This is a genomic window from Methylobacillus caricis (assembly GCF_020532705.1).
Lineage (GTDB): Bacteria > Pseudomonadota > Gammaproteobacteria > Burkholderiales > Methylophilaceae > Methylobacillus > Methylobacillus caricis.
Window position 1 is genome coordinate 711,349 of record NZ_JAJAVD010000004.1, and the last position, 26,132, is coordinate 737,480.

The following is a 26,132-nucleotide window of genomic DNA, read 5'->3' on the forward strand; positions in this document are numbered from 1 at the left end:
GGACTATGACTGATTACAATTCCGACAGTATTAAAATCCTTGAAGGCCTGGATGCAGTACGTAAGCGCCCTGGCATGTATATTGGCGACACCTCTGATGGCAGCGGTTTGCACCACATGGTGTTCGAAGTACTGGATAACGCGATTGACGAAGCCCTTGCAGGTCACTGTGACGACATCAAGGTAATTATCCATCCGGATAATTCCATTAGCATTTCTGATAATGGCCGTGGTATTCCTACTGACGTCAAGGAAGACGACAAGCACGAGCCTAAGCGTTCTGCAGCTGAAATCGTCATGACCGAGCTGCATGCCGGCGGAAAATTCGACCAGAACTCTTACAAGGTTTCTGGCGGATTACACGGGGTTGGCGTATCGGTGGTGAATGCGCTGTCAGACTGGCTGCGTCTGCGCATTTGCCGTAACGGAACAGTACATCAGATGGAGTTCAACCGGGGCGTGGCAGTTTCACCCTTGTCCATGACAGGCACGACTGAACGACGCGGTACAGAAGTCCATTTTCTTGCATCCATAGAAACCTTTGGCTTGGTTGAGTTCCATTTTGAAATCCTGGCCAAGCGTATCCGCGAACTATCATTTTTGAATAATGGTGTCAAAATTGAGCTTATAGACCAGCGGAACGGCAAGAGCGAGAATTTTGCCCATTCTGGTGGCGTCCGCGGTTTCGTGGAATACATGAACCGCAGCAAGACCGTATTGCACCCAAAACCTTTCTACGCCGTGGGCGAGAAAGACGGTATGACCATAGAGGTTTCCATGCAATGGAACGATTCCTATAGCGAAACCGTACAGTGTTTTACCAACAATATTCCACAGCGCGATGGCGGTACCCACCTCACAGGCTTACGGACAGCCATGACGCGCACGCTTAACAACTACATCGAGCAGAACGAACTGGCCAAGAAAGCCAAGATCGATACCAGTGGTGACGACATGCGTGAAGGCTTGACCTGCGTGCTTTCAGTGAAGGTGCCAGAACCAAAGTTCTCATCGCAAACCAAGGACAAGCTTGTTTCGGGAGAAGTCCAGCCAGTAGTACAGGAGGTGGTATCCGCCAAGCTGGCCGAATTCCTGCTGGAAAACCCGACTGAAGCCAAAATGATTTGCAACAAGATCATTGAAGCAGCTCGTGCCCGTGACGCAGCGCGCAAGGCGCGTGAAATGACACGTCGCAAGGGCGCAATGGATACCATGGGCCTGCCTGGTAAACTGGCGGATTGTCAGGAAAAAGACCCTTCCCTATGCGAAATCTACCTGGTCGAGGGTGACTCTGCGGGGGGCTCCGCCAAGCAGGGCCGGGATCGTAAGTTCCAGGCCATCCTTCCCCTGAAGGGCAAGATTCTTAACGTGGAAAAAGCGCGTTTTGACAAATTGCTGTCATCCCAGGAAATTGCCACACTGATTACAGCCCTGGGCACCGGCATAGGCAAGGATGACTTTAATCCGGAAAAACTGCGTTACCACCGCATCATCATAATGACGGATGCCGACGTTGACGGCGCGCATATCCGTACCTTGCTGCTGACCTTCTTCTACCGCCAAATGGCCAATCTGGTGGAACGCGGGCACATATATATCGCCCAGCCGCCTTTGTACAAGGTCAAGCAAGGCCGCGATGAACGTTATCTCAAGGATGAACAGGAACTTGACCAATACCTGCTGCAATCCGCCCTCAAGGGCGCAGAACTGCTGACCAAGGAAGGTGGCGAAACCCTTGCTGGCGATGCCTTTGGTGAAATTGCCAAGCAACTGGTATTGACCGAAGCTGTTATCCGCCGCCTGAGCCCACTGTATGACGAGAGCATACTGCGTGCACTGCAAGAGCTCGGTGCGCTGGATCTCAGCAATGAGGCCAATGCCGAAACTGCGGCTGAAAAGCTGCGCCCCTTGCTGGGCCATACGGGTAGCCAGGTCGTAGTGTCATTCAACCAGGAAACAGCCAACTATCGCCTGGAAATCAACAAGTACGTGCATGGCAACCTGCAATCCTGCGTGATCGACCCTGATTTCCTTGCCAGCGGAGATTACCGCCAGATTTACAAGGCCTCCCAATTGTTGGAAGGCGTTGTCGGCCCGGGTGCCATCATCAAACGTGGCGAAAAAGAACAGGCTGTGGATAACTTCAAGGCAGCCCTGGACTGGCTCATGGGTGAAGCCAAGCATGGTCTCAATATCCAGCGCTATAAAGGCCTGGGTGAAATGAATCCCGAGCAATTGTGGGAAACTACCATGGATCCTACGGTGCGTCGCTTGCTCAGGGTACAGATCGACGATGCCATTGCCGCGGATGAAATCTTCACTACCTTGATGGGCGATCAGGTAGAACCACGCCGTGCTTTCATTGAAGGCAATGCGCTAGGAGTAAACAATCTGGATGTGTAGGATGTAAATTCGCACATTCAAGGAAAATATTGCCGGCAGTGGGTATCTGCCGGCAATATTTTCTCAAGTTGTCTTCCTCTGCATCATGCGCTTGGGCAATAAAAAATAGTTGCTTCTTCAAGCCAGCCTAGTAACTCCGACGATCTGTTTTCAGTCCCCTTTTATTCCAGTGCACTCATTCGCGCCATTTTTCCTGTGCGATCAATATGTAAGTAGTAACGTTTCTTGCTTGCAGTACTGTCAGTGAGCTAGTATAGCTTCATTATTCGGGGGGACTGCAACATGATCAGGACAATGCTGCCATGGCATGTGGATGTAAGTTTGCGCGTATTGGAAATGAATAGCGCCAGTGGCACTCTGACAGATCGCCGGGATGGGCCTGATAGCACGTTGGCCTTAGCTTTGTAAGCTGAATTGGACTGGTGTTGATGGCATTCAACCGCGACATTCAGGGCGTAATCCACGCGCAGAACGTCGGGGAGCGATTGGCACCTTCATTTACCCGCGTCCTGATTTTCAATGTCGCAGGGCTGGTTGTCATCCTCGGGTTGATTTTGCTGGGAGCAATGGTCTGGCAAGCCATTGCCAGTACTGAAAAGCAAGCCCGGCAAGAAATCAACGAAACACTCAATCTGGCAGTGGGACGCTTGCAGCTTCTTATCCATGCTGCAGAGATGACAGCGGAATCGGCCGAACGCGTTGCGCGTGCATCCGAAGTCAATGGGATCGAATTACGCCCGACGTTGGAAAGTTCGTTGGCCGCGTTCGAACAGCGGCCGGAACTGAGCTATCTTGGCATTGTCCTGCCTGAGACCGGCGAATACGGAAACCTGGAACGGACTGCGACCGGTACAATCTGGCTCCGGCTTTTCCCTGGCGAGCGTCGCCATGATCCTGTGACAAGGAATTTTATCCTGACCGATCAGGGGTTTGCCCTACGCGAGACGTATCCTAGCGACGGCTATGATCCGCGCAAGCGGCCATTCTACCAGGCAGCATTGAACGGTCCAGCCGATGGCACTTGGATGCCCGCATACCAGTGGATCGTCCATGCCTCTGAAAGTGAACCCCTCTGGGGATTCAGCTATGTGAAGGCGCTCCGTGACGGTTCCGGGCGGCTGATGAGTGTGCTTGACACCGACTTTGACATGCCTGCGCTTAACAGTTTCCTTAATTCACTCGCCGTGCAATACCGTGCGCAACTGCAAATCGTGGAGTTGGGGCCAACGCCTCGCTTGATTGGTGCGCCTGAAGTCGGGCGGGAGCCGCTTCCGGTTCCCATGGAGCTTGTTCCCTTCACTGGATTCTCCGGCGATGTTTTTATACAGCGGATGGCGGTGGCAGGAGAGCATCAATGGGTCGCAGCCCGTCGTATTGATCTACAGGGAGGCCTCTCTTGGTTGGTCGTTGCATCGCGTCATGCTCCCTTTATCGAGAATTCCCTGCGGAACCAGTTATACCAACTGCTTGGCATGGGGCTGGCGATTGCCGCAGGGCTGGTGCTGGTATTGGTACTCATGACGCGTCGTTTCGGCAGGCCGCTTGCCGAATTGGAGCAGCGGGTTGCCCGCATCGGGCAAAACAAGCTGGACATATCGGGTGCAAATGGCGTTTCTACCACTGGCGAATTCCGGGAGACCCAGCTTCTAAGCGAGGCGCTGGATCGTATGGCCGTGGCGGTCGGCCAGCAAGTGCTGGCCAAGGAGCAGCAAGTGGCTTCGCTTGCACTCAAAGGGGCTATCTTCGACTTCACCTCTGCAGCGATATTCAGCCTCAACCGCCAGTTGACCGTGATCGAATGGAATATGGCCGCAGAACGATTGTTCGGCCTGGCGCGGGACAAGGCGCTCGGCCGGGCAGTCAGCGAGGTTGTGTTGGCCCCTGACGGTTCTGCCGACTGGGAAGCGATTCTGGCTACGAAAGGTAGCGGTATATTTCAATTCACCGGAGCACATGGGGCATTCGACGCGGAACTACGGCTCGTGGCCTTCACGCAGGACGGCCGTGACATCCATACCCTGGTTCTCAACGATATTTCCGAACGCAACCGGGCAGACGCTGCCTTGCGGGACAGCCTGGCGCGTTTCCATGCTGTCGCTTGTGCTACCGGGGATGTGATATGGGACTGGAACCTAGCCACGAACCATATCTGGTGGAACGAGAACTTCCAGATCCTGTTTGGTTACACTGTAGAGGAGATCGAGCCCACGATTGCCTCATGGGCCAGCCGCATCCACCCCGAGGATCGCGGCCGGGTGGAGGCTCATATCCATGCGATTATCGACGGAACCAAGGATACCTGGGCGGACGAATACCGCTTTCGCCGCAAGGATGGCACCTACGCCGATCTGTTCGACCGCGGCCAGGTGCTGCGCGATGCTTCAGGGCGTGGCGTGCGCATGGTTGGCGCCATGCAGGATATTACCGAGCGCAAGCAAGCCCAGGCCAGGTTGCTTGCCTTCAATGCCGAACTGGAGCAGCGGGTCTCCGACCGCACCGCAGAACTCCTCGCTATCAATCAAGAGCTGGATTCGTTCTGTCATTCCGTTTCCCACGATTTGCGGGCACCCTTGCGTGGCATTGCTGGCTTTGCCGAAATCCTTGTCCAGCAGCATGCTGACAACCTTGACGACAAAGCCAGGAACTACCTGGGCCGCGTACTGGCGGCTACGCATCGCATGGGGGAATTGATTGACGACCTGCTTCAGCTTTCGCGCATCTCCCGGGACGAAATGAACTATCAGACAGTCAACCTCAGCGAGATCGCCAACGACATCCTAGCCGGTTTCCGGGACGGCGCGCCGGAACGCCAGGTAGAGGTCGTCGTCGAGGAGGGCCTGAGTGTCAAAGGTGATTCCAGGTTGCTGCGCATCATGCTCGAGAACCTTCTCGGCAATGCATGGAAATTTACTTCCAAGACAGACGATGCCCGTATCGTTTTCGCTAAAGTGAAGGGAAAGGATGGCGCTCCCGTCTTTTCCATCAGCGACAACGGCGCGGGTTTCGACATGCGCTATGCAAATAAACTTTTCAGTCCTTTCCAGCGGTTGCACCGCGAAACGGAATTTCCCGGCACCGGGATTGGCCTGGCTACCGTGAAGCGTATCATCAACCGGCATGGCGGGCGGATTTGGGCGCATGCCGAGCCAGGCAAGGGCGCGGTTTTTCAATTTTCCTTCGAGCAGCCTTCATCATGAATACCAAGACCAACAAGACCATTCTTCTCGTTGAGGACAACCCGGATGACGAGGAACTGACGCTTCTCGCCTTCGAGCAGAACAACATATTCAACACCATCACCGTGGCGCGGGACGGCGTCGAAGCGCTCGACCTGCTGTTCGGCCCTGACAACCAAGGGGGAAGTGTCGATCCTTCAATCGTCCTGCTCGACCTCAAGCTGCCCAGGATAGACGGTCTGGAAGTGCTGCGTCGTATTCGCGGCAATGCGCGCACGAAGTTTCTTCCGGTCGTGATCCTGACTTCCTCGCGTGAGGAGCAGGACCTGATTGACAGCTACAGCCTGGGTTGTAACAGCTACGTGCGCAAGCCGGTCAATTTCGCCGAGTTTCTCGAAGCAGTGCGCCAGCTCGGTTTGTACTGGCTCCTTCTCAACGAAATGCCTTCGGGAGGCCGCGCGCCATGACCGCCACCCTCCGTGTCCTCATGGTCGAGGATTCCGAGGATGATGCCATCCTCATCCTGGAAACCTTGGAACGGGGCGGTTTTGAGGTGCACTACCTGCGCGTCGAGACCGAGGCAAGCCTGCGCCAGGCGTTGGGGGACGGGACCTGGGACATCGTCCTGGCCGACTATTGCCTGCCATCCTTCAATGCCGAGGGGACGCTCAGGGTGCTCAGGGAAACCGGCTGTGACATCCCCGCGATTGTTGTCTCAGGGACAGTGGGGGAGGATGTTGCTGTCGAGACCATCAAGCACGGTGCCGACGATTACCTGCTTAAGCAGAACCTGATCCGTCTCGTTCCGGCGGTACAACATGCTCTCAATGCGGCCGAGAGCCACCGCCAGCGACACAGACTCGAACGCATGAAGACAATCATCCTCGATAGTTCGCCGGACCTGATTTGCATATTCGACCAGAAAGGGCATTTTTTGGAGGTCAGTGCTGCATCGAAGAGCATGCTGGGCTACAAACCGGCCGAGCTGGCAGGGTTGCATTTCGAGCAACTGGTGCATCCGGACGACTTGGTCCGTCTCAGGGAAGAATTCAGCAAGGTGCTGCTTGGCCATCCCTCTCGGGATTTTGAGAAACGCTGCATCTGCAAGTCGGGCGAGGTTGTTTACCTGCTTTGGTCGGCTGCGTTTTCCAAGGATGATGGCGTGGTTGTCGGCATTGGACACGACATTACCGAGCGCAAGCAAATGGAAGAGGCGCTACGCCTTGGTGAAGAAAACATCCACCGCGAGCGTGCCCTGCTGCGTGCGCTTATCGACAGTATTCCCGACCTGATTTTTTTCAAGGACAGGAATTTTAACTTTCTCGGTTGCAACCGGGCTGCCGAGCAATATCTCGGTATTACAGAAAGCCGGCTCATCGGCAAGACAGAATTCGATATCATGCCCGAGGAATTGGCAAAGTATTACCGCATCCAGGACCAGAAGGTACTCGCTTCGGGTCAGTTGCATTATTCCGAGGAGGATATTCCCGACGCCAAAGGCAATAACCGGACCTTCGATATCATCAAGGCACCCTTCTATAGCCCGAATGATGAATTGCCGGGCCTGCTGGAGCTATGTCACGATATTACCGATCGCAAACAAGCGGAGCAGCGCATCCGCTATCTTGCCATGTACGATGATTTGACCGGTTTGCCGAACCGCAACCTGATCCAGGACCGCATTGTGCAGACCATCGCGCATACGCGCCGTACCGGCTGCTTGCTTGCATTGCTTTACCTCGACCTGGATCGTTTCAAGGTCGTCAATGATGGCTACGGCCACTTGTTCGGCGATGCGGTATTGAAGATTTCCGGTGAGCGCCTGGTCAAGCTGGTGCGCGAAGAGGATACCGTAGCCCGTCTTGGCGGCGACGAGTTCCTGATCCTGCTGGCCGATTTGGACCAGCCAGCTGATGCCGATATTGTGGCCCGCAAGATAGTCGAGAGCCTGGATTGCCCGATTATGGTAGAGGGCCGAGAAATTTACCTCTCCGGCAGCATTGGCATAAGCATGTTTCCCCATGACGGAGAAACTGCCGATGTCTTGATCGACAATGCCGACATGGCCATGTACCGGGCCAAGGAACTTGGCCGCAACACCTACCAATTCTTTACTCGTGAGATGAGCCGGGAAACGCAGCACCGCGTCGACCTCGAAACCAAGCTGCGGGGTGCGGCTGCGGCAGGGCAATTGCATCTCGTATACCAGCCCAAGGTGAACCTGGAGAATGGCCGCATCATCGGTTGCGAAGCGCTGTTGCGCTGGCACCATCCTGAACTGGGTATTGTATCTCCTTGCGATTTTATCCCGATCGCAGAAGACTCAGGCCTGATCGTGCCGATCGGCGACTGGGTGTTGCGCAACGCGTGTGCGCAGGCAAGGCGCTGGATGGATGCCGGCTTGCCGCCAGTCTGCGTTGCGGTGAACCTCTCCGTACGCCAATTCCTGCAGCAGGATGTGGTGGCCTGGGTACGGCGCACGCTGCAGGAGGCAGGCTTACCGCCAGAGTGGCTGGAACTTGAGCTGACCGAGAGCCTGATTGCCCAGGATATTGAGAAAGTGACTGACACCATCCACCAGCTCAAGGATATCGGCGTGAAGCTGTCCATCGATGATTTCGGGACTGGATATTCAAGCCTTAGCTACCTGAAACGTTTCCGCGTGGATACCTTGAAGATAGACAGGTCCTTCGTGCATAACATGCTGGCCGAGATGGAAGATGCGACGATTGTGCTGGCGATCATCTCCCTTGCCCACAATCTCGGGTTCAAGGTAATTGCCGAAGGTGTTGAAACCGAGCAGGATTGCCATTTTTTGCGATTGAACCACTGCGACGAGATCCAGGGATATTACTTCAGCCGACCCGCAGCTGCAGAGGAATTCGAGACGATGTTGTACAGCGGCAAGCAACTGGCTTGAATGCTGGATTCACTGTCTTGTTGCAGTTGTGCCAACCACCAGGATGCTGGAATTGACCGGCTTTGCACAGCCATGTTCCCGGATAGCTGTGCTGGAAAAACTCAAGGGTTTATTCCTTTTGTACCTACGCATTCAGCCAGGGCAAGGAATTGGGCGTCACTACGTAGGTCACGCCGCCATGGTCCGACTTGAACACAAAACCATAGCTGAACATAAGTGTATCGGGCAGCCAGAACACCACCGGATCGTTGCGTTTGATGCCATCGTAGCCAGCGGCAACGGCGGCTTCAAGGGCAACATGGTATGACTCCAGGAATTCTTCTACGCTTGGCTGGTCCGCTACCAGGCTATTGATTTCTGCCTCTGCCCAGTTGCCGCCTATCATGCGGGCTGTTTCGCTCACGGTTTTGAGATAGGGCCAGCCGTGGTCGATCGGGGAAATCTTGTAAACATTCCAGTTCGTTGTCATACGCTTGCTGCTCCTGCGGAACCTTATACGGTAATGAGTGGGATTAAGCCGGCTTAGTTCTCCCCGATTGATCCCCGCACTTTTGTATTGCTCACTAGAACAAGGAATTGTTTATTTAGCCTCAAACCGGTAGCTATTGCTTCCCATCAGCTTGCCATTGTGATCCGCAATTTGCGCCTTGAGTTCATATTGGCCGGGCTGCAGGGGTGCCAAAGGATAATCGCGCAGCTTATGACCCGAGTCGGGCAGCATTTCCAGCGGCAGTTTGAGCTGGTCTATCTGTTTGCCGTCCTTGTGGAGAGTGACGGTATATGTGGCGTGCTCATGGCCTTGCCAGGTATCGTTGATGGCCCAGAGGCCTATATTTGGAGTATCGCCGGCCTTGTATTCGTCCTGCTTCCATTCCAGGCTGGGGAGGATGGGCTGGTAGGCAATACGCAGTGCTTCATAACCTGCCTTGGGCTGGCGCCAGTAGTCGACGACACCCCAGTTGATGGACGGCCAGTTTTCTACGAACATGAACTGGAACACGGCAGAAATTGGTGCATAGCGTTGGCGCCTATAGTTTTCCACGGCAAACTGGATCAGCCTGGCCTGGTAATGCTGGGTGTTGTGGATGAATTCTTCTATGTTTTTACCCTGTGGTACATGCGCCAACTCAAAGGTTTCCTTGCGCTGGAAGTTGTGGAATTCCCATTTCTTCCATTTTTCCTCGGTATCCGGCCATAGTTCATCGGGACTGAACATGCGCTTGAGGCTGTTCAGGCCGGGCAATGCCTGGGCACCAAACTCGGTGCTCCAAGGATTGGGGGCAGGGCGTGCAAACGAGTGCCATGAGTCAAAATACCAGCCCATCCATTCATGTTCCTTGATCCCGGATTCCTTGCGCACTACGCGCAAGTCGTCCAGCTGTTTCACATCGGCATAGAGCAGTTCATCCAGTTTCCGATTGATATCAGGGGTGTAGGCGGGGTATTTCTGCGCCATCCAGGGAGAATCCCATGGCGGTTCGTTGTGCATGGTCCAGGAAATGATGGAAGGATGGTGGTTGAGGCCTTGTACCATGTCCTTGGCTTGTGACCTGGCCTCTATGCTGAATGACGCATCATCGCTATATCCCCAGAGCAAGGGGAAGTCCTGCGTCAGCAGGATGCCCATCCGGTCACATAGATCGTAAAACGCAGGGGCGCTGACATGGGCATGCACACGGATGGCGTTGATATTGGCCTTCCGCATCATGGTCAGGTCTTGCTTGAACCGTTCCGGCGACATTTCCGCCAACCATTGGCTGGCAATATAATTGGTGCCGCGCAAGAATATGCGGTGCCCATTGATAAACCATTGCAGGCGATCATCCACGTGCACTTCACGAATACCAAACACCTTGTCCTGTTGGTCCAGGACACGGCTGGTTTTAGCCTCATCCTTCAGGGTGAGTTGCAGGCGGTATAGGTTGGGCTTACCGTATTCTGCGGGCCACCACAGCTCTGGTTTGTCTACAGGTAGGCTAATTGCCAGGCTGTTCTGGCCTGGTTGTAGCTTCTGGGTTTGTTTGAACTTGTAGGCCTTGCCCTTGAAGTTTTCCGGAGTGATTTCTGCTTCTACAGTCACGGATGTTTCATGTGGAACATCGCTGCTGACAGTGCCAATAGCCTGGATATTCCATTGTTCAGCAAGCTTGCTGCCCTTGCTTTTGCGTGGAGTGACTGTGAACTCTCTCAGGGCGGCGTCATCTGAAAATTCAATGGCGACTGGCGCCCATATGCCTCCAGTGTTCTGTTCTTGCCCTCGTTCTGACCATGCGCCACCTGGCCGGGTATCGTGGTGGCTGAAGATGCCCTTGATCAGGCGCTTATGTAACGACCAGTCCTGGGGGGCTTCCAAAGGGCTATCCACTAATACCGTGAGGGTGTTCTTGCCTTCAACCAGGTGTTTAGACACATCAAACTCAAATACCTGAAAATAGCCAATATGTTGGCCCAGGTAGTGTCCGTTCAGCCAGACATCCGCTTTGTAATCCACGCCATTGAATACCAGCTGTGCATGGCGTCCCGATTGCCTGCGATCAAGCATGAACTCTTTCTGGTACCAGGCTTGCCCACTGATATCTTTCCCCTGGCGATACCAGTTGCCCGGAACCTTGATACTTTGCCAGCCTTTGGCAGGAGGCTGAAGTTGGGGGGTGACCGGCACACGTTCCGTGGGCAGGAACTGCCAGGAACCGCCTAGCACAAGGTTGGATCCAGCGCGGGATTGGGCATAGACATTAATGGCGCTGCAAAGCAGGCCGAGCATGAATATGAGCTTGAGAATAGGCAAGGGACGGAACAATGTAACAACCTGTCATGAGTGTAGACAAAAATAGGCCGGGTAATTACCCGGCCTGTTTCCTAATTCTGCTGAGCAGGTTTTTTGTTGCTATTCAGCAGATAGTGCGTAATGCGCTTGGCGATATAGCCTGCGATCAGGGTTTTAAGCAGTAGTTTCATGAGGATGCTCCGTTCAGTTAATGGTTGGAATTGCGAGAATTTTGCGAACCCTGCTCGACCTTGCCTCGCCATGCACCGGTTTCCCTGCCACGAGACTCAAGAAAGCCCTTGAAGCGCTTGAGGTCGCCTTCTACCCGATGAGTGAGTATGCCCAATGCATCGCCGGTGGTTTCCACTACGCCCTCGGTAGCATAATCCATCTGCAACATGATGCGGGTTTTCGCGTCATCAATGTAGTGGAATGTCACGACTCCTGCATTCCTCGCACCAGAGAGGCTGTGCCAGGCAATGCGCTTGTCCGGGATTTGCTCGGTGATTTCCGCATCCCATTCCTTGCGTTTGCCAGCTACATTGGCACACCAGTGGAGATGCGTATCATCCAACTGAGTCACCTCAGTGACTCCTTCCATGAATTGAGGGAAGTCCTCAAACTGGGTCCATTGATTATAGGCAATATTGGTCGGCACATTCACTTCTATCGATTTCTCTATGACTGACATTTAGTCCTCCTTTGAATGGATACTGATTTGTCATAACAGTTCCGCTGGAGAGATATCTGAAAGTGATTTTTCAGACATGCAACAACAGCGCTACCTGTTGGAAATCCTATCATTTGAGTAGATCGCCCTACATCAGCAGGCATCCTATATGGCTGTCGGACAAAGTGAATGCAAACCTGCTCAGGGCCTGACAGAGATAGCCACCAATTTCATGACAACAGGCCGGACAGCCATCACACAGATAAATGCAACAGGCATCGCCAGCTTGTAGGCCAATAATACCCGGCTCACATATCCTGTACTGATTCCGCTGTTGGCGCCGACAATCACAATGCACATCAGCATGGCCATGATGGTCGACATGAAAAAGGCAAATACCACGGGAGCATAGCGGGATGGGATGCGTAAATTGGAATAGTGGAAATCGGGACATTGGCGATTGTTCATGATTGGCTTCAAAAATGATGAATGAGCCATCACTTTAAGTGTCTTGCATGCGCCAGTGTAGCTGGCTACCACTAAGTACATATTCAAGATAAACTTACGATTGAATTTGCTGATTCATTAATTTTTTGAACTGCCGGAACGAGCGATGGGTACCCTCAAAGGTGTGGAGAGTTTTGTCAGGGCGGTGGAGGAGGGCAGCATCGCCGCGGGAGCCCGCAGGCTGGGGATTTCTGCCGCGGCGGCAAGCCAGAATATCGCCAGGCTGGAACAACAGCTGGATACACGCTTACTGACCCGTACAACACGCAGCATAGCCTTGACGGAGAGCGGGCAGGTTTATTACCAGCGAGTCAAGCAGGTGACCAGGGATCTGGAGCAGGCCAAAGCCGAGGTTGGTGAGTTGCATGGTCAACCGCAGGGAAAATTGCGTATTGCGTCATCGGGTGCATTTGGGCGCCATGTCCTTTCCCCTCTGGTGCCTGCTTTTGCCCGACATTATCCCAGGGTGGCGGTAGAGCTGATCCTTACTGATCATAACGTGGACCACGTCAGGGAGGATATCGATATCAGTATCCGCTTTCCCCAACAGCTGGAACCGGGGCTGGTGGCACGCAAGATTGCCCAGGTTCCGTTGAGATTTTGTGCATCACCGGCCTACTTGCAGAAATATGGCATGCCGCAAGATCCTGACCAGTTGCGTGAACACCAATGCTTGGTGTTTCGTTTGCCTTATGACGGCAGGTTGCTGGGTTGGGTGTTTGTGCGGGCAGGTGTGAGGTTTGAGGCCGAGCTCAATCCAGTCATTATTAGTAATGACATAGACTCGCTTGCCAAGCTGGCAGTGGAGGGCGCCGGGATCGCGCGGATTGGAGCCTTCCTTTCTGATGAGCTGATTGAACAGGGCAAGCTCCAGCCCTTGTTCTTGTCAAATGGCAATATCAACCACAGTGCAACAGCGGATATTGAGCCGCTGGACTTCTATGCCTGTTACCGTGACCGGCCTTCAGCTGGTGGCAAGGTGAGGTTGTTTCTGGATTATCTGGTGGCCAATGTGCCGTCGGCGTGGCGCGTCTGACATGGCGTATTGATCAGTTAAACAAGGTGGCTTGCAAGGGCTGACCTGCCGCTGCATCCTCTTCGCGGACCAGGTTGCTGACTTTTACTCCAAGCAGACGGAATTTCTCATTCAGCGACACTCGTTTCAGGCATTCGCCAGCCGCGCGACGTATGGCTGTGCTGTCGTTGGTATAATCCGGCAATGACAGGTCACGCGTTGCGATACGGAAGTCGTGGTATTTGATCTTGATGCTCACCGTGCGCCCTATATAGCCTTTTTGCTGTAAATCTTCCGCTACCCGTGCGCATAGTGAGGAAAAAGCTTCTGTCAGCCTGGCCCTGTCGTTGCGCGCATGCATGTCGCGTTCAAATGTGGTTTCCCGGCTCATTGACTTAGGAATGGAAAATGTCACCACTGGGCGGTCGTCACGGCCATTGGCTACTTCCACCAGCCAGTTGGCATAACTCAAGCCAAAGTTTGCCTGCAGCATTGATGCATCTGCTTGCGCAAGGTCTGCGATGGTGTTGATGTTGAGGGATACCAGCTTTTTGGCAGCCTTGGGACCTATGCCATTGATCTTGCTGGCCTTGAGTGGCCAGATGCGCTCAACAAAACTCTCGCTATCAATAATGGTCAGCCCATTGGGCTTATCAAGATCCGAGGCGATTTTTGCCAACAATTTGTTGGGGGCTATGCCGATAGAGCATGAAAGGCCAGTGGCGGCACTAACCGCATGCTTGATACGCTGGGCCAGGGTGCGAGTGTCTTCGGCATGGTCAGTGAGATCAATATAAATCTCGTCAATGCCGCGATTTTCTATCAGTGGGGCAATATCAGCCACTGCTTGCTTGAACAGGCGGGAAAAATGACGATAAGACTCAAAATCGGTAGGCAGCAGGATGGCATCCGGCGCAAGCTGGGCTGATTTCATCAGGCCCATGGCAGAAAATACGCCTAATACCCTTGCCTCATAGGTGGATGTGGTGACCACGCCACGACCGCTATAATCTCTCAGTTTAAAAAATCGATGGCTGCCATCCGGCAATTTTTGCGGTTGATGGGCTGAACGGCCGCCGACCACTACGGGTTGTCCACGTAGTTCTGGATAACGTAATAACTCTACGCCGGCAAAGAACATGTCCATGTCCAGATGGGCGATACGGCGGGAAGAAAATGGATTCAAGGCGCATGATTCAAGGATGTCGGGTAGCTATCCTATCAATTTCCTGTAGAAATTTAAAAATTTGCTGGCGCAATTCAATGTTTTTAGTTAGAATTCGCACCCTCTAGAAACGTTAAGTTTCTTTGTCCCCATCGTCTAGAGGCCTAGGACATCGCCCTTTCACGGCGGTAACCGGGGTTCGAATCCCCGTGGGGACGCCAATTTTATAAAAGCAGACACTTAGGTGCTCTGCTTTTATTTTGTCTTTTGAATGTTAAGTCCTTGATAAAAGAGGATAGTGATGTTCGTTGGTACCCGGTATTTACAGATCATTGATCAGCAGGCAGGAATTTCGTTCCCCGTTCTTGTGATGTACCCCACGCAGCAATCTCCTGTTTCAACCGCTTTCGGGCCATATCTCATGGATGTGAGCCCAGATTCACCTGTGGCCCAAGGTTCTTATCCCTTGGTAATCGTGTCTCACGGCAGTGGCGGGTCGCATCTGTTATATCGCAGCATCACCATGCACCTGGCCAGGAATGGTTATGTGGTGGCTATGCTTGAGCATGCTGGCAATAACCGGCTGGACAATCAATTCAAGGGACTGATTGAAAACCTGCAATATCGGCCGCGGCATGTCAAATTGACGATAGACGCTATCTTGGCCGAGCCCGGCTTCAATCGTCATGTTCAACATGAGAATATGGCGGTGATTGGACATTCAATGGGAGGGTACACGGCGCTGGCCATTGCTGGCGGGCAGCCCTGGTATCCGCCAGAACAATTGCAGCACGAGCAATTGCATACGGCGCAACGTGTGGAAGTAGAGCATGATGCGAGGGTGCGCGTCCTGGTATTGCTGGCGCCTGCTACAGCCTGGTACATGCCGGAGGGGTCGCTGAAGCGGGTGGGCGTTCCCATACTCATGCTCACTGCTGAGCATGACCCTTATACGCCGCGCTGGCATGCCGATATCGTGCTCAATGGTGTAGCTGATGCAAACAAAGTGACATTCCGTGAGGTGAAAAATGCTGGGCATTTTTCTTTCCTGAGCCCCTTTCCAGCCAAGATCAAAAATGGCGGATCATTACCAACCGCAGATCCTGATGGATTTGACCGCGAAAAATTTCATGACCAGCTGAAAATGGAAGTACTGGTTTACTTGAACGTCAATTTGAAAACCAGCTAGCTGGGGCAAAACAGGGCATAAAAAATGGGGCATAAATGCCCCATTTTTTATCTTGGCGAAAAATTGATCAATTATTCGGCCACTACGATGTCATCTTTGACAGCAGTCACGCCCTTGATGCCCTTTGCCAGCTTAACGGCATGTTCAGCCTCTTTCTTGCTCTTGGCTGTGCCTGAGAGCTGGACCAGGCCAGCGCTGTCAGTTTCAACCTTGATATCAGTGGCACTAACCAGCTTGTCCTTTGCAAAGGCGGCTTTCACCTTGGTGGTCACCACGGAATCGCTCAGCTTGGTTTCGATAGGGTCGCCATCTGCAGCAAAAGTGGCAACAGGCATTAACAAGGCGCTGATCAGAACTAGGCTTTTAAAATTGGCTTTCATGTATGACTCCTTCGTTGTATTTAGTATTGATCTAAAAGACGAGTCCATTCTAAGCAGCCTATGGTGAAACCTTAATCGGTATGTCGCTGAATCAGCTGTAGGAATCAGCTTACCACTGCCCATACATTGCCGAGCTAGCTCAAATATCTCGCGGAGTAGAAAATTATTCGAGCGGAGGCTCGCACAAATAACGGGAAAGAGAGGAATGTGGCCCACGGTTCTTTATGTCGTGTAAGGGCAGGGTTGGGCGATAAGAGTGCTTGGAGCAGTTACTTAGAACAAGCTGGGATGCTGACGATGTGAGTAGAAAATTGTGTAATCAATTACTTTTTTCTATAGGGAAAACCGCGGGACATAGAAAATCAATAAAACCTGTAGCCAGATGGCTATAAGCCACCACTACAACCCATACTTGCGATCTGGCCACAGGTCTTGCTTATTGCTAACCGAAGAAGAAGCCCAAGGCAATCGGGCCAAACATGACGGTGACCAGCATAAGATTCATCAGCGCATTCATGATGTTATTCCTTTTGTAGAAAAGACAGTGGGGCTAATGTAAGCGATTGGAGAAGGAATGTTTATCTGGAAAAATCCGATTTGCTTGTAGGACAAGCGGAAATCCCAGGCAGATCTGGACCGAATAGGATCGTTGCAAATGCTTCCCTCATAAGTGCCTGTTCAATGGGGTTCAGACAAGCTTCAAGGTACGCAGGGTTCTTGTTCTGACTCGGCGTAACAGGGCGGCATCTTCCACTAGGGACAGGCCATAGGAACTCACCATTTCTTGCATGTTCTCTTGCCAGTCCTTGGTCTTCAATTGGGCACTAAAGCAGCGCTCCAATACCTGGATCATGGCTGGCACCGAGGTGGAAGCCCCAGGCGACGCACCCAGGAGCGCAGCCAGACTGCCATCCTCGGCTGCAACGATCTCTGTACCAAATTCCAGTTTTCCGCCTTTTTCATCGCATTGCTTGATGATTTGAACCCGTTGGCCTGCATAGGATAGCGACCATTCACTTTCCTTGGCATCCGGGAAGAATTTACGCAACGCTGCCATACGTTGCTTATGAGTCTGGAATACTTCGCCTATCAGGTAGCGAGTGAGATCAAGGTTGTTGCCGCCTGCTCCCAGCATGGATCTCAAGTTGCTGCGTTTGACCGAGCGCAACAGGTCAAGAAATGAGCCTTGTTTGAGGAATTTGGTGGTAAAGCCCGCATAAGGCCCGAAAAGCAGGGCTGGTTTGCCATCAATAATGCGGGTATCCAGATGGGGGACGGACATTGGCGGGGCACCGATAGGAGCTTTGCCATACACTTTCGCATAATGCTGTTCTACCACTTTCCGGTTGTTGCATACCAGCCATTGACCACTTACCGGGAAGCCGCCATATCCTCTGCTCTCGGCGATACCGGCTTTTTGTAACAGGGATAATGCCCCTCCACCTGCACCCAGGAACACAAATCCGGCATCAATGATTTTCCTGCGTCCGCTAGTTTTATCGCGGACTTCCACCTGCCAGCGTTTGTTTTTCTGCTGTTTGAGGCCACAGGCCGCCTGACGCGTGTGCAATGTGAAGTTGGTACCTTGTTGCAGGTTATCTATCAATAACCGCGTGAGCGCGCCAAAATCGACGTCTGTGCCATATCTTACCCGAGTCGCCGCAACGGGGGATTGATTGTCTCTATGTTGCATGACCAGGGGCATCCATTCAGCCAAGGTTGCCTTGTCTTCGCTGTATTCCATGTCGGCAAACAGGTGGTGGGCACTCAGGGCCTGGTGGCGCTTGCGAAGGAAGGCGACATCCTTTTCGCCCCAGACAAAGCTGGCGTGAGGAGTGGCATTAATGAAATTTTCTGGTGAAGGCAGGGCTTTTTGTTCTACCAGCCAGGACCAGAACTGCAAGGACTCCTCAAACGCCGCATTGATGTTCAGGGCCCGGTTGATCTGGATGCTGCTACCTGATTCAGGGGTGTAGTTGAGCTCACAATAGCCGGCATGGCCAGTCCCGGCATTGTTCCAGCCATCGCTGCTTTCACTGGCTACCTTGTCCAGCTGTTCGACCATGACGATCTTGAGTGATGGATCCAGCTTCTGTAGCATGGTGCCCAGCGTGGCGCTCATGATGCCGCCACCTATTAGCAATATATCGGTCTGAAGAGCTTGGGTCATGGTCTGGTCTAATTAATCTTCCGCTTGGGACGCCATGATATGCATACCGCGGGATTCTGTAAAATCCAGGCAGTATCAGGATTAATAAGTGCGTTCCAGCCAGTGTGTGATGACGTTCACGATATATTCCTGTTCGATGGCATTGAGTGCACGTCCCTGGGAAATCTGGTGCCATTTTTCCAGGCACCCGCGGCAACAGCAGGCCGTGGCATGCTGGGCCACAAATACTGGATGACCGCGAAAGGGAGTCTGCTTGCCATCGTTTGGAATTTCTGCAGGCGCCAGTCTTTTGGCAATAAAGTCGCGTGCATGGTCCGAGACCACGGGCAGGCCTTTGGCGTGCAGGTAGTCCCTATCTTTGCTGGCAAGTTTGAACGAACTGCGGAATTTTGACCTGGCCAGCGCCGAGAACAGTTCATCCAGCTCGCGCATATCTTAAAGGGGCTCAAAACTGAGTGAGGCTGAATTGATACAGTACCTCAGGCCAGTAGGTGCGGGACCATCCGGGAATACATGGCCCAGATGGGCGTCACAAACATTGCAGATCACTTCTGTACGTATCATGCCATGAGAGGTATCCACCTCTTCACGTACATTATCCGGGTCGAGGGCCCTGAAATAGCTAGGCCAGCCGCATCCGGCATCAAACTTGGTGTCGGATTCAAAGAGTGGGGTATCGCAGCATACACAGTGATAGATGCCATGCTCAAAGTGATAGGCGTATTCGCCCGTCCCGGCGCGTTCGGTCGCGGCGTGCCTGGTTACTTCATATTGCAAAGGAGTGAGCTGTTGTTGCCACTCTTCATCCGTCTTGAAAAACTTGGCCATTTCCTTCTCCTTTTCCTTTTTAAAATCACTATTTTTATAGAATGCCAGCCGCATGCAAACCTAGTAAAATGGCGTTCTTCAGCCATCAAGGAACATCCAGTGACGCAACATGGTAAAGCGATCAGCATTCAGGGCATTAACGCTGTCATCGTGGATATGGATTACGGCGAATCTCGCGAAGACAGCGGCGCAGCGTTACATTTTAATATCAGATTCGATATAGAGTTGTATCAGAAGCTCTATTCCATCAGTTATAGCAGGCCTGTGCAGGTAGATGACCATTTTTCCGTGTCAGGCGATGATTATGAAACCCTGCTGCAGGCACTTGAGCCAGATCAGGTTCTGACAGCAAAAAATCAATACAGTGCACTCACCGAGCAGGCTTTGCATGCTGAACTGTTGCCGATAGCTGAATCAGTCTACGAGGACATTGAGTACCATTCCCCAGACCAAGATGAGGAGTAAATTCCTTAACAGGGCCAGGCTCAATATTACCCCAAGGGAAATGCATGACCCTCTGGTACAACAGTTGATAGCCCGGCTGGACCATGAGCTGTTGCAGATTTATCCGGACATGCCGGCAGCCACTGAATTGTGGCAGCCATCCATGCTGGTGGCAGAGCTCAATGGCAGGCTCCTCGGATGTGTTGCCATGCAGGGCTACTCCCCGCAGGAGGCCGAGATCAAGCGCCTCTATGTCATACCCTCTGCCAGGGAACGTGGTATTGCCCGCCATTTGCTGCTTGCCATTGAGGAGCATGCAATAGCAAAAGGCTATACGCGCATGCTGGTGGAAACTGGCAAGCTGCAACCGGCCGCCATCGCACTTTATTTACGCATGGCATATCGCGAGATTGCGCCATTTGGCCCTTATATCGGTAATCCTGTCAGCCGCTGCTTTGAGAAATCCCTGGGCTAGAGTTGCCTATTGCCTGCGGGCATTGCAAATAAAAACGCCAGCTTGATGCTGGCGTTTGATTGAACCATTCTCTTGCAGATTCTTAGTTCAAAGCATCCTTAAGTGCCTTACCGGCCTTGAAACTAGGAGCCTTGCGGGCGGCAATCTTGATTTCCTTGCCAGTTTGAGGGTTGCGGCCAGTGCGGGCAGCACGTGCGGAAACGCCAAAAGTACCGAAGCCGATCAGTGTCACTGTATCGCCACCCTTCAGGGCTGTAGTAACGGATGCAGTGAATGCATCAACAGCTTTACCAGCAGCAGCTTTGGAAATACCAGCTTCCTTGGCGATTTCTTCGATCAGTTCTGTCTTGTTCATATGTATGTCCAGTCCTTGTGTTTATTGGGTTATCAAGCAATTTTGGTAAGGCGGATATTTCGCCCCGTTACCAGAATGAATAGTAACAGGGGAGAAAATATCACAACCTGCGCTCAAATAAACCCCTTTTTGGCAAGAACCCAGCAAATTTTTCTAATAAAAGCCTGTATTGACGCTGTTTAGAGACAAATTTGACCACTTTTTATACGTGGTTAAAGGTGATTGACTCCTGCCAAGCCGATTATGCCAATGATGATGAGATAGATCGCAACAATGTAATTCAACAAGCGAGGCATCACCAAAATGAGAATGCCTGCAATCAATGAGACCAAGGGTGCCAAGCTTAAATGAAGGTTCATAAGTTTTCCTTAGCGGGAGTGGGGTCAAGAAAAAGGGAGCATCTGCTCCCTGAAAGGCTTAATCCTTGTTGATATAGGATTTGGCGATTCTTTTCACTACATAAGTCAATACAGCGGCTTTGATCAGGAATTTCATTATATTTCTCCTTCAAAATTGAAGGTCCATCATAGCCAAAACCAGCACTATATTGCATCAGGCTGATGCTGATCCTGATGTAGGACAATTCCAGACAACCTCTAGGGCCCAGCCCAATCATGGCAATGAGGTGCTCCATGAATTGCGAGATTTTGATAATGGGTTTTTATGAACCTATCCAGCCTGCCGGGTACTAACAGGCTGCTCCCAAACTCATCAATATGTCACAGATGCCTGATTGCCAGGGCTTCCGGTGTTTTGCTTCGGTGTGTTGGGAATATCCGAAATGACTAGCTACGTACTAGTCACATGTGTTGTAACAGGCGGGAAAGAGAATAATGACAGAAGACTGGAATCAATTAATAGGGTGGTTGCAAGGCCATGAGGAAGTATTCAGCTTGTTGTGCGTATTACTGCTGATGTTCTGTGCATGGGTGGCCAATTGGCTGGTCAAGCATATTCTGGTACGTGGTTTGCACAAGATGCTGCGCTCCGCTTCCTTCGGACAGGCTATTGCCAGAAGCCGTGCTGTGTCACGGCTTGCCAATATCGTGCCCGCATTGATTATTTCTATTGGTATTGCATGGATCCCGGACCTGCCGGAAGCTTTGGTCGCAGTAGTGAGGAATGTGGCCCATGGCTTTATCGTGCTGACCATTGGCCTCGCGATTGCGGCTGTGCTCGATATCGTCAATGAGGTATGGCAATTACGGCCAGATGCGCATCGCCGGCCCATCAAGGGCTATGTGCAGGTGGTCAAGCTCGCCATCTACATCATCGCGACCATTCTGGTGGTGGCTACCCTGATTGACCGTTCCCCATTGATCCTGCTTTCCGGTATTGGTGCAATGGCCGCTGTGCTGATGCTGATTTTCCAGGATACCCTGTTGTCACTGGTGGCTAGTGTGCAGATCACCTCCAACGACATTATCCGTGTCGGCGACTGGGTGGAGATGCCGCAGCTCAATGCTGATGGTGATGTGATTGATATCGCATTGCATACGGTCAAGATCCAGAACTGGGACAAAACCATTACTACCATTCCCACCAAGCGTTTTATCACAGACTCTTTCAAGAACTGGCGCGGAATGTTTGAGTCCGGTGGTCGCCGGATCAAGCGTAGTATCTTTATCGACCAGAACAGCATCCATTTTCTTACACCGGAAGAGCTGGAGCATTTACAGGACTTCAGTTTGCTCGACGATTACCTGAAGAAAAAGCATGAGGAGCTGGAGGAATGGAACAAGAAGTTGATCAGTAATGGTCAAAAGCCTATCAATGCACGCAGGGTGACTAATATCGGGACGTTCCGTGCCTATGTGGAGCAATATCTGAAAAATCACCCGCGCGTGAACCAGAAAATGACGATGGTTGTGCGTCAGCAGAATCTTTCTGCTGAAGGTATTCCGCTCGAAATATGGTGCTTTACCAATACCACGGTATGGGTACAGTACGAAGCCATTCAGTCAGATATCTTTGATCATTTGCTGGCAATCCTGCCTGAGTTTGGTTTGCGCGTGTTCCAGAACCCTAGCGGTGTTGATTTCCAGGCCTTGCGACCACCGGCAGCAAAGCCACAATGATTTAATCGGCACTCGATGTGCTGGTTTCCTCAAGCCGTCCGCGATATAGGGCGGCAATCAAGTCAGATTGCGTCACAATGCCGACCAGGCGGCGTTCGTGATCAAGCACTGGCACGTGATGGATGCCATGTTCTGAGAGCAATGGCACCAAGTGCACAATATGGGTATCCACCGTGGTAGTGAGTACCTTGCTGGTCATGATCTGGCCGGCAACCTCGGGTTTGTCGGTTTCCACCAGCAGGGTACGGCGGACAAATTGCCGGAGTTTTTCGTCAAATCCCTGATACACCTCAAGATTGGCATGCTTCATGAAATCAAAGCGTGTGAGTATGCCGATAACGCGCCGTGCACGGTCTAGCACAGGCAACGCCTTGATATGGTGTTTCAAGAGCAAGGGCCAGGCTTCCTCCAGGAGGGTGCCGTACTCTACAGTGATCACATCGCGCGACATGATGTCGCCACAGGTGATAGCACCAAAGCGGCGTTTGTAGGCCTGCATTTCTGTTTGCAGGAAGAGGTTCTCAAGGTCGTCCCGGGCCACGTCCAACACTTGGTTGTATTGCTTAAGTACAGCATCAAGGTCGCTGGCAGTGAATCCTATACGGTCACTTGGGCGCAGGTCATTGGTCAGATGAGCGCGATTGCTGTGGTCAGGATTGGGCTGATGGGGGTAATGGCGGCGGGTGGCATTATTGAAGAACAAGGCCACCAACAGGAGGATGACTGAGTTTACAGTGACCAGCAGTAAAAAGTAGGCGCTATGATCTTGAATAACGGGGCCAGCCAGGATGGCGGTTAATGCGACAGCGCCGCCAGGCGGGTGCAGGCAGCGCAGGGCAAACATCAGGCCGATTGCACCAGCAATTGCCAGCGCGCAGGCGACGACAGGGTCGGCAATCCAGTGGCTGCATATCAGGCCAACAATCGCGGAGACGATATTTCCGCCAACAATGGACCAAGGTTGTGCCAATGGGCTTGCGGGGACGGCATATAGTAAAACGGCAGAGGCTCCCATGGGAGCAATGAGGAATGGCAGGCTATGAGGGCCCAGTAGCCAATAGCTCATGTATCCTGTGCATAAAATACCAAGCAGGCCGCCCAGACACGCTCGTGCCTTTTCCCTGTGGTTGACCGAGGTTTGTTGGGGCGTAAAGCCTTTCAGCCAGTGTAAAACAGCATCCACACGCATGTCCTGAAAAAACAATCCGGCAATTTACCATTTATCGCACAAATCTGGTGCAGATGAAGTCATGGGTTTTTTTGATAACCTATATTTGCAGATTATTAATTGGTAAACTTTGATATGCATTATTTATCGATGGGCAAGAGACTAACATGACATTGAGTGAGTTGAGATTTATCGTTGCAGTGGCGAAAGAGCGCAATTTCCGGCGCGCTGCGGAAAAAACATTTGTCAGCCAGCCGGCATTGAGCCTTGCCGTGAAAAAGTTGGAAGAAGAGCTGGGAGTGACTATTTTCGAACGTAGTCATAAAGATGTTGCAATGACGCCTATTGGCGAGCAGATTGTGCAACAGGCAACCAGGACGCTGGAGGAGGCAAACCGCGTCAAGGAAATTGCTCGACAGGGTAATAACCAGCTGGCGGGGGCCTTCAAGCTTGGTGTCATTTACTCCACCGGTCCTTATTTGTTACCAGAGATCATTCCCGCCTTAAGGCAGCTGGCTCCTGAAATGCCGCTTGAGGTAGAGGAGAACCTGACAGCCAATCTTGAAACGCAGTTGCGCAACCGTGTGCTGGACGCCGCCATTATTGCCCTGCCGTTTGATGTGCCGGGAGTATGTTATGAACCGCTCTATGATGAAAGTTTTGTGGTGGCCGTTCCGGACATTCATCCATGGGCCAGCCGTAAGTCTATCCTTGCCGAGGAACTGGCAGATGAAAAGGTATTGCTGCTGAATAGCGGCCACTGTTTCAGCAACCAAGTGGTGCTGGCGTGTCCGGAGTTGTCACGTCATGGGGAAGTGCTGCAAGGTAATTCGCTGGAAACCATACGCAACATGGTAGCTTCCAACCTGGGCATTACGGTATTGCCTTGCAGTGCTGCTGTTGAGAGGTATCGCAATCCCTTAATCAAGGTAATCCCTTTTGCTGAGCCTGTGCCTACCAGGCGCATGGCGCTTGCCTGGCGCAAGGGCTACAGCAGGGAGCAGGCGATCGAGTGCATGCTATCCGCAATCAGGAGCGTGCAATCTCCTTGTCTGCAGAAATTGGCATGAAGCAGGGTTATCAATGGCATATCCTGTGATAAAAACAGGGGCCAATGGCCCCTGTTTTTTTATGTACGGTACAAAAACTTAACGGTTGCAAACGTACATGGTTACTTCAAAACCGAAACGCATTTCAGTCACTTCTGGCTTGGTCCACATGATATGTCTCCTTTAAGTTTTAGTGAAAAAATCATGTAGTGGCTTTATCCATCTACACAATCCATGACTTACATCATATAGAACCATCGATTGAACGCCATGCGCAGCATCATGATCTGGACCTAATGATTTTCATTAGATGGAAAGGATAATTCTATGGGTGATTAGCCAGCAGGATGGTCAGCGGCTGGTATGTGAAGGTTTGCGGAGCGGCTTAATAGGTTACGAAGACACGGTAGCCAGAAACGGTCTCCCCGCTGGTGGACAGCGAAAGCTTGATCTGGATTTCCTCATTGGCAGGGATGCCGGCTTCAATGTCGGTTTCAGAAGGCAAGTATTCGCTGGGCTTGAAAATACGGCGCAGTTTGGGTTTGTCATCATCGTCCGTCAGGGTAAGCTCCAGCATGGGGTAAGCCTGGACAAAGGTGGCGTTGTTGATCAGTGTAGTTGAAAGCTGGATCACTTCAGGATGTTCTATATCTTCCTGCAAGTCTGAGTCATCCAAGGCCAGAAGTTCGGGATTTTTTGACAGCGGGATTTCGCAGCCCAGAAATTCACAGCTTGAAACCAGGAAGGGTTTGGATGCTGGCCAAAGACTGGCAAGCTCGGTACGGAAGAAATACATGGCCTGGCCTGCTGCAGTCAGCAGCAAGAGTATGCAGAGAGGAATAGTCAGCCATAGCGGGATTTTTAATTTGGAGGCTTTACCGGATTTCTTTTCCCTTAGAAACGTATCTGGCATAGCAGCAGGCTGGGGCTGATGAATTGGGTGCGGGCTGATGAGGATATCTTCAGCTGGCAAAGGTGCTTCTACAGAATCGTCTGTTTCTGGTACGTGGAATTCATCCTGTTGAGAAGGAGCGGTTTCCTCAGATGGTATGAGCTCTTCGGGAATGGAATATGGAGATGCATATTGCCCAAACTGGAGATCGTTTGGGTCTGTATGGTATGCAGCATCTTCTAGATGGGCCGCAGGGTCTTCCGATGAATCGCCATATTCATGAACGATAGGTGCTTCGATAGTATCTGGTGAGAAGGAGGGGCTGGCAGGGGCATTTTCCAGCAGCTCATAGAGCCTGCCATCAGTAGTGAATACATGCTGGCATTGCCCACAGCGCACCAAGCCATGATGTATGGCCAGTTGTTCCGGCTTGACGTGAAATCTGGTATCGCACGCTGGGCAGGATGTCACTAGCCGCATAT

Annotated in this window: 25 protein-coding genes and 1 tRNA gene; 12 read left to right on the top strand and 14 right to left on the bottom strand. The window is 52.1% G+C overall.

What is annotated here, in order from left to right; all coding sequences use genetic code 11:
- Positions 1-5: 5 nt before the first annotated feature.
- From gyrB to LG200_RS13660, 5 genes are all read left to right on the top strand, one after another.
- Positions 6-2,402, top strand: coding sequence for a DNA topoisomerase (ATP-hydrolyzing) subunit B (gene gyrB / locus LG200_RS13645; RefSeq protein ID WP_226758173.1), 2,397 nt, complete (start codon positions 6-8; stop codon positions 2,400-2,402).
- Between the two features lie 282 nt (positions 2,403-2,684).
- Positions 2,685-2,810, top strand: coding sequence for a hypothetical protein (locus LG200_RS14095; protein WP_264193904.1), 126 nt, complete (start codon positions 2,685-2,687; stop codon positions 2,808-2,810).
- Between the two features lie 20 nt (positions 2,811-2,830).
- The gene (locus LG200_RS13650; protein ID WP_226758174.1) at positions 2,831-5,599 is read left to right on the top strand and encodes a sensor histidine kinase; all 2,769 of its coding nucleotides are present in this window, start codon (positions 2,831-2,833) and stop codon (positions 5,597-5,599) included.
- Positions 5,596-6,045, top strand: a complete 450-nt coding sequence (locus LG200_RS13655) for a response regulator (protein ID WP_226758175.1) — start codon at positions 5,596-5,598, stop codon at positions 6,043-6,045. The genes LG200_RS13650 and LG200_RS13655 overlap by 4 nt, the downstream gene beginning before the upstream one ends.
- Positions 6,042-8,498: an EAL domain-containing protein gene (locus tag LG200_RS13660; protein ID WP_226758176.1), complete on the top strand. Its 2,457-nt coding sequence runs from the start codon at positions 6,042-6,044 to the stop codon at positions 8,496-8,498. The genes LG200_RS13655 and LG200_RS13660 overlap by 4 nt, the downstream gene beginning before the upstream one ends.
- A gap of 124 nt (positions 8,499-8,622) precedes the next feature.
- Here LG200_RS13660 and LG200_RS13665 read toward each other — a convergent pair whose 3' ends face one another.
- The 4 genes from LG200_RS13665 to LG200_RS13680 all read right to left on the bottom strand — a co-directional run bounded on the left by LG200_RS13665 (position 8,623) and on the right by LG200_RS13680 (position 12,403).
- On the bottom strand, positions 8,623-8,967 hold the full coding sequence (locus LG200_RS13665) for a hypothetical protein (RefSeq protein ID WP_226758177.1): 345 nt from the start codon (positions 8,965-8,967) through the stop codon (positions 8,623-8,625).
- Between the two features lie 111 nt (positions 8,968-9,078).
- Positions 9,079-11,298 carry a glycoside hydrolase family 2 protein gene (locus LG200_RS13670; RefSeq protein ID WP_226758178.1) on the bottom strand — a complete coding sequence of 740 codons (2,220 nt, stop codon included), beginning with the start codon at positions 11,296-11,298 and terminating at the stop codon, positions 9,079-9,081.
- 175 nt (positions 11,299-11,473) lie between these two features.
- Positions 11,474-11,956 carry an SRPBCC family protein gene (locus LG200_RS13675; protein ID WP_226758179.1) on the bottom strand — a complete coding sequence of 161 codons (483 nt, stop codon included), beginning with the start codon at positions 11,954-11,956 and terminating at the stop codon, positions 11,474-11,476.
- Between the two features lie 180 nt (positions 11,957-12,136).
- Positions 12,137-12,403 (bottom strand): DUF2798 domain-containing protein, encoded by a 267-nt coding sequence (locus tag LG200_RS13680; protein WP_226758180.1) that lies wholly within the window; start codon positions 12,401-12,403, stop codon positions 12,137-12,139.
- A 145-nt stretch (positions 12,404-12,548) separates the two neighbouring features.
- On the opposite strand from LG200_RS13680, the gene LG200_RS13685 reads away from it, so the two are divergent.
- Complete coding sequence (locus LG200_RS13685; RefSeq protein WP_226758181.1) at positions 12,549-13,478, top strand: LysR family transcriptional regulator; 930 nt, start codon at positions 12,549-12,551, stop codon at positions 13,476-13,478.
- A 13-nt stretch (positions 13,479-13,491) separates the two neighbouring features.
- On the opposite strand, the gene dinB is transcribed toward LG200_RS13685, so the two are convergent.
- On the bottom strand, positions 13,492-14,643 hold the full coding sequence (dinB, locus tag LG200_RS13690; protein WP_226758182.1) for a DNA polymerase IV: 1,152 nt from the start codon (positions 14,641-14,643) through the stop codon (positions 13,492-13,494).
- Positions 14,644-14,767: 124 nt separating this feature from the next.
- Here dinB and LG200_RS13695 point away from each other — a divergent pair.
- Together LG200_RS13695 and LG200_RS13700 are read left to right on the top strand one after the other, a co-directional pair.
- Positions 14,768-14,843, top strand: a tRNA-Glu gene (locus LG200_RS13695).
- 80 nt (positions 14,844-14,923) lie between these two features.
- Positions 14,924-15,811, top strand: a complete 888-nt coding sequence (locus LG200_RS13700; RefSeq protein ID WP_226758183.1) for an alpha/beta hydrolase family protein — start codon at positions 14,924-14,926, stop codon at positions 15,809-15,811.
- Positions 15,812-15,882: 71 nt separating this feature from the next.
- Here LG200_RS13700 and LG200_RS13705 read toward each other — a convergent pair whose 3' ends face one another.
- From LG200_RS13705 to msrB, 4 genes are all read right to left on the bottom strand, one after another.
- A complete protein-coding gene (locus tag LG200_RS13705) occupies positions 15,883-16,191 on the bottom strand; it encodes a BON domain-containing protein (RefSeq protein ID WP_226758184.1) in 309 nt (102 codons plus the stop codon).
- Between the two features lie 688 nt (positions 16,192-16,879).
- A complete protein-coding gene (gene mqo / locus LG200_RS13710; RefSeq protein ID WP_226758185.1) occupies positions 16,880-18,361 on the bottom strand; it encodes a malate dehydrogenase (quinone) in 1,482 nt (493 codons plus the stop codon).
- A gap of 81 nt (positions 18,362-18,442) precedes the next feature.
- Positions 18,443-18,793, bottom strand: coding sequence for a DUF4186 domain-containing protein (locus LG200_RS13715; protein ID WP_226758186.1), 351 nt, complete (start codon positions 18,791-18,793; stop codon positions 18,443-18,445).
- Positions 18,794-18,796: 3 nt separating this feature from the next.
- Positions 18,797-19,189 (bottom strand): peptide-methionine (R)-S-oxide reductase MsrB, encoded by a 393-nt coding sequence (gene msrB / locus LG200_RS13720; protein ID WP_226758187.1) that lies wholly within the window; start codon positions 19,187-19,189, stop codon positions 18,797-18,799.
- A gap of 99 nt (positions 19,190-19,288) precedes the next feature.
- Here msrB and LG200_RS13725 point away from each other — a divergent pair, with 99 nt between their 5' ends.
- The gene (locus tag LG200_RS13725; RefSeq protein ID WP_226758188.1) at positions 19,289-19,654 is read left to right on the top strand and encodes a hypothetical protein; all 366 of its coding nucleotides are present in this window, start codon (positions 19,289-19,291) and stop codon (positions 19,652-19,654) included.
- A 40-nt stretch (positions 19,655-19,694) separates the two neighbouring features.
- Positions 19,695-20,108, top strand: a complete 414-nt coding sequence (locus LG200_RS13730; RefSeq protein WP_226758189.1) for a GNAT family N-acetyltransferase — start codon at positions 19,695-19,697, stop codon at positions 20,106-20,108.
- 82 nt (positions 20,109-20,190) lie between these two features.
- On the opposite strand, the gene LG200_RS13735 is transcribed toward LG200_RS13730, so the two are convergent.
- Together LG200_RS13735 and LG200_RS13740 are read right to left on the bottom strand one after the other, a co-directional pair.
- Entirely contained in the window at positions 20,191-20,463 is a 273-nt protein-coding gene (locus LG200_RS13735; RefSeq protein ID WP_226758190.1) for an HU family DNA-binding protein, read from the bottom strand.
- A gap of 212 nt (positions 20,464-20,675) precedes the next feature.
- Positions 20,676-20,822 carry a DUF3096 domain-containing protein gene (locus LG200_RS13740; protein ID WP_226758191.1) on the bottom strand — a complete coding sequence of 49 codons (147 nt, stop codon included), beginning with the start codon at positions 20,820-20,822 and terminating at the stop codon, positions 20,676-20,678.
- A 474-nt stretch (positions 20,823-21,296) separates the two neighbouring features.
- Here LG200_RS13740 and LG200_RS13745 point away from each other — a divergent pair, with 474 nt between their 5' ends.
- Complete coding sequence (locus tag LG200_RS13745; protein ID WP_226758192.1) at positions 21,297-22,541, top strand: mechanosensitive ion channel family protein; 1,245 nt, start codon at positions 21,297-21,299, stop codon at positions 22,539-22,541.
- A 1-nt stretch (position 22,542) separates the two neighbouring features.
- On the opposite strand, the gene LG200_RS13750 is transcribed toward LG200_RS13745, so the two are convergent.
- Positions 22,543-23,730, bottom strand: a complete 1,188-nt coding sequence (locus tag LG200_RS13750) for an HPP family protein (RefSeq protein WP_226758193.1) — start codon at positions 23,728-23,730, stop codon at positions 22,543-22,545.
- Between the two features lie 146 nt (positions 23,731-23,876).
- Here LG200_RS13750 and LG200_RS13755 point away from each other — a divergent pair, with 146 nt between their 5' ends.
- Positions 23,877-24,779 (top strand): hydrogen peroxide-inducible genes activator, encoded by a 903-nt coding sequence (locus LG200_RS13755; protein ID WP_226758194.1) that lies wholly within the window; start codon positions 23,877-23,879, stop codon positions 24,777-24,779.
- 78 nt (positions 24,780-24,857) lie between these two features.
- Here LG200_RS13755 and pqqA read toward each other — a convergent pair whose 3' ends face one another.
- Positions 24,858-24,929 (bottom strand): pyrroloquinoline quinone precursor peptide PqqA, encoded by a 72-nt coding sequence (pqqA, locus tag LG200_RS13760; RefSeq protein ID WP_081774944.1) that lies wholly within the window; start codon positions 24,927-24,929, stop codon positions 24,858-24,860.
- 214 nt (positions 24,930-25,143) lie between these two features.
- The gene (locus LG200_RS13765; RefSeq protein WP_319004573.1) at positions 25,144-26,121 is read right to left on the bottom strand and encodes a zinc-ribbon and DUF3426 domain-containing protein; all 978 of its coding nucleotides are present in this window, start codon (positions 26,119-26,121) and stop codon (positions 25,144-25,146) included.
- Positions 26,122-26,132 lie beyond the last annotated feature (11 nt).

Excerpts from the sequence above, each read along its gene's own strand:
- gyrB (WP_226758173.1), top strand. The coding sequence starts at position 6 with ATGACTGATTACAATTCCGACAGTATTAAAATCCTTGAAGGCCTGGAT.
- LG200_RS14095 (WP_264193904.1), top strand. The coding sequence starts at position 2,685 with ATGATCAGGACAATGCTGCCATGGCATGTGGATGTAAGTTTGCGCGTA.
- LG200_RS13650 (WP_226758174.1), top strand. The coding sequence starts at position 2,831 with ATGGCATTCAACCGCGACATTCAGGGCGTAATCCACGCGCAGAACGTC.
- LG200_RS13655 (WP_226758175.1), top strand. The coding sequence starts at position 5,596 with ATGAATACCAAGACCAACAAGACCATTCTTCTCGTTGAGGACAACCCG.
- LG200_RS13660 (WP_226758176.1), top strand. The coding sequence starts at position 6,042 with ATGACCGCCACCCTCCGTGTCCTCATGGTCGAGGATTCCGAGGATGAT.
- LG200_RS13665 (WP_226758177.1), bottom strand. The coding sequence starts at position 8,967 with ATGACAACGAACTGGAATGTTTACAAGATTTCCCCGATCGACCACGGC.
- LG200_RS13675 (WP_226758179.1), bottom strand. The coding sequence starts at position 11,956 with ATGTCAGTCATAGAGAAATCGATAGAAGTGAATGTGCCGACCAATATT.
- LG200_RS13680 (WP_226758180.1), bottom strand. The coding sequence starts at position 12,403 with ATGAACAATCGCCAATGTCCCGATTTCCACTATTCCAATTTACGCATC.
- LG200_RS13685 (WP_226758181.1), top strand. The coding sequence starts at position 12,549 with ATGGGTACCCTCAAAGGTGTGGAGAGTTTTGTCAGGGCGGTGGAGGAG.
- LG200_RS13700 (WP_226758183.1), top strand. The coding sequence starts at position 14,924 with ATGTTCGTTGGTACCCGGTATTTACAGATCATTGATCAGCAGGCAGGA.
- LG200_RS13705 (WP_226758184.1), bottom strand. The coding sequence starts at position 16,191 with ATGAAAGCCAATTTTAAAAGCCTAGTTCTGATCAGCGCCTTGTTAATG.
- mqo (WP_226758185.1), bottom strand. The coding sequence starts at position 18,361 with ATGACCCAAGCTCTTCAGACCGATATATTGCTAATAGGTGGCGGCATC.
- LG200_RS13715 (WP_226758186.1), bottom strand. The coding sequence starts at position 18,793 with ATGCGCGAGCTGGATGAACTGTTCTCGGCGCTGGCCAGGTCAAAATTC.
- msrB (WP_226758187.1), bottom strand. The coding sequence starts at position 19,189 with ATGGCCAAGTTTTTCAAGACGGATGAAGAGTGGCAACAACAGCTCACT.
- LG200_RS13730 (WP_226758189.1), top strand. The coding sequence starts at position 19,695 with ATGCATGACCCTCTGGTACAACAGTTGATAGCCCGGCTGGACCATGAG.
- LG200_RS13735 (WP_226758190.1), bottom strand. The coding sequence starts at position 20,463 with ATGAACAAGACAGAACTGATCGAAGAAATCGCCAAGGAAGCTGGTATT.
- LG200_RS13740 (WP_226758191.1), bottom strand. The coding sequence starts at position 20,822 with ATGAACCTTCATTTAAGCTTGGCACCCTTGGTCTCATTGATTGCAGGC.
- LG200_RS13745 (WP_226758192.1), top strand. The coding sequence starts at position 21,297 with ATGACAGAAGACTGGAATCAATTAATAGGGTGGTTGCAAGGCCATGAG.
- LG200_RS13750 (WP_226758193.1), bottom strand. The coding sequence starts at position 23,730 with ATGCGTGTGGATGCTGTTTTACACTGGCTGAAAGGCTTTACGCCCCAA.
- LG200_RS13755 (WP_226758194.1), top strand. The coding sequence starts at position 23,877 with ATGACATTGAGTGAGTTGAGATTTATCGTTGCAGTGGCGAAAGAGCGC.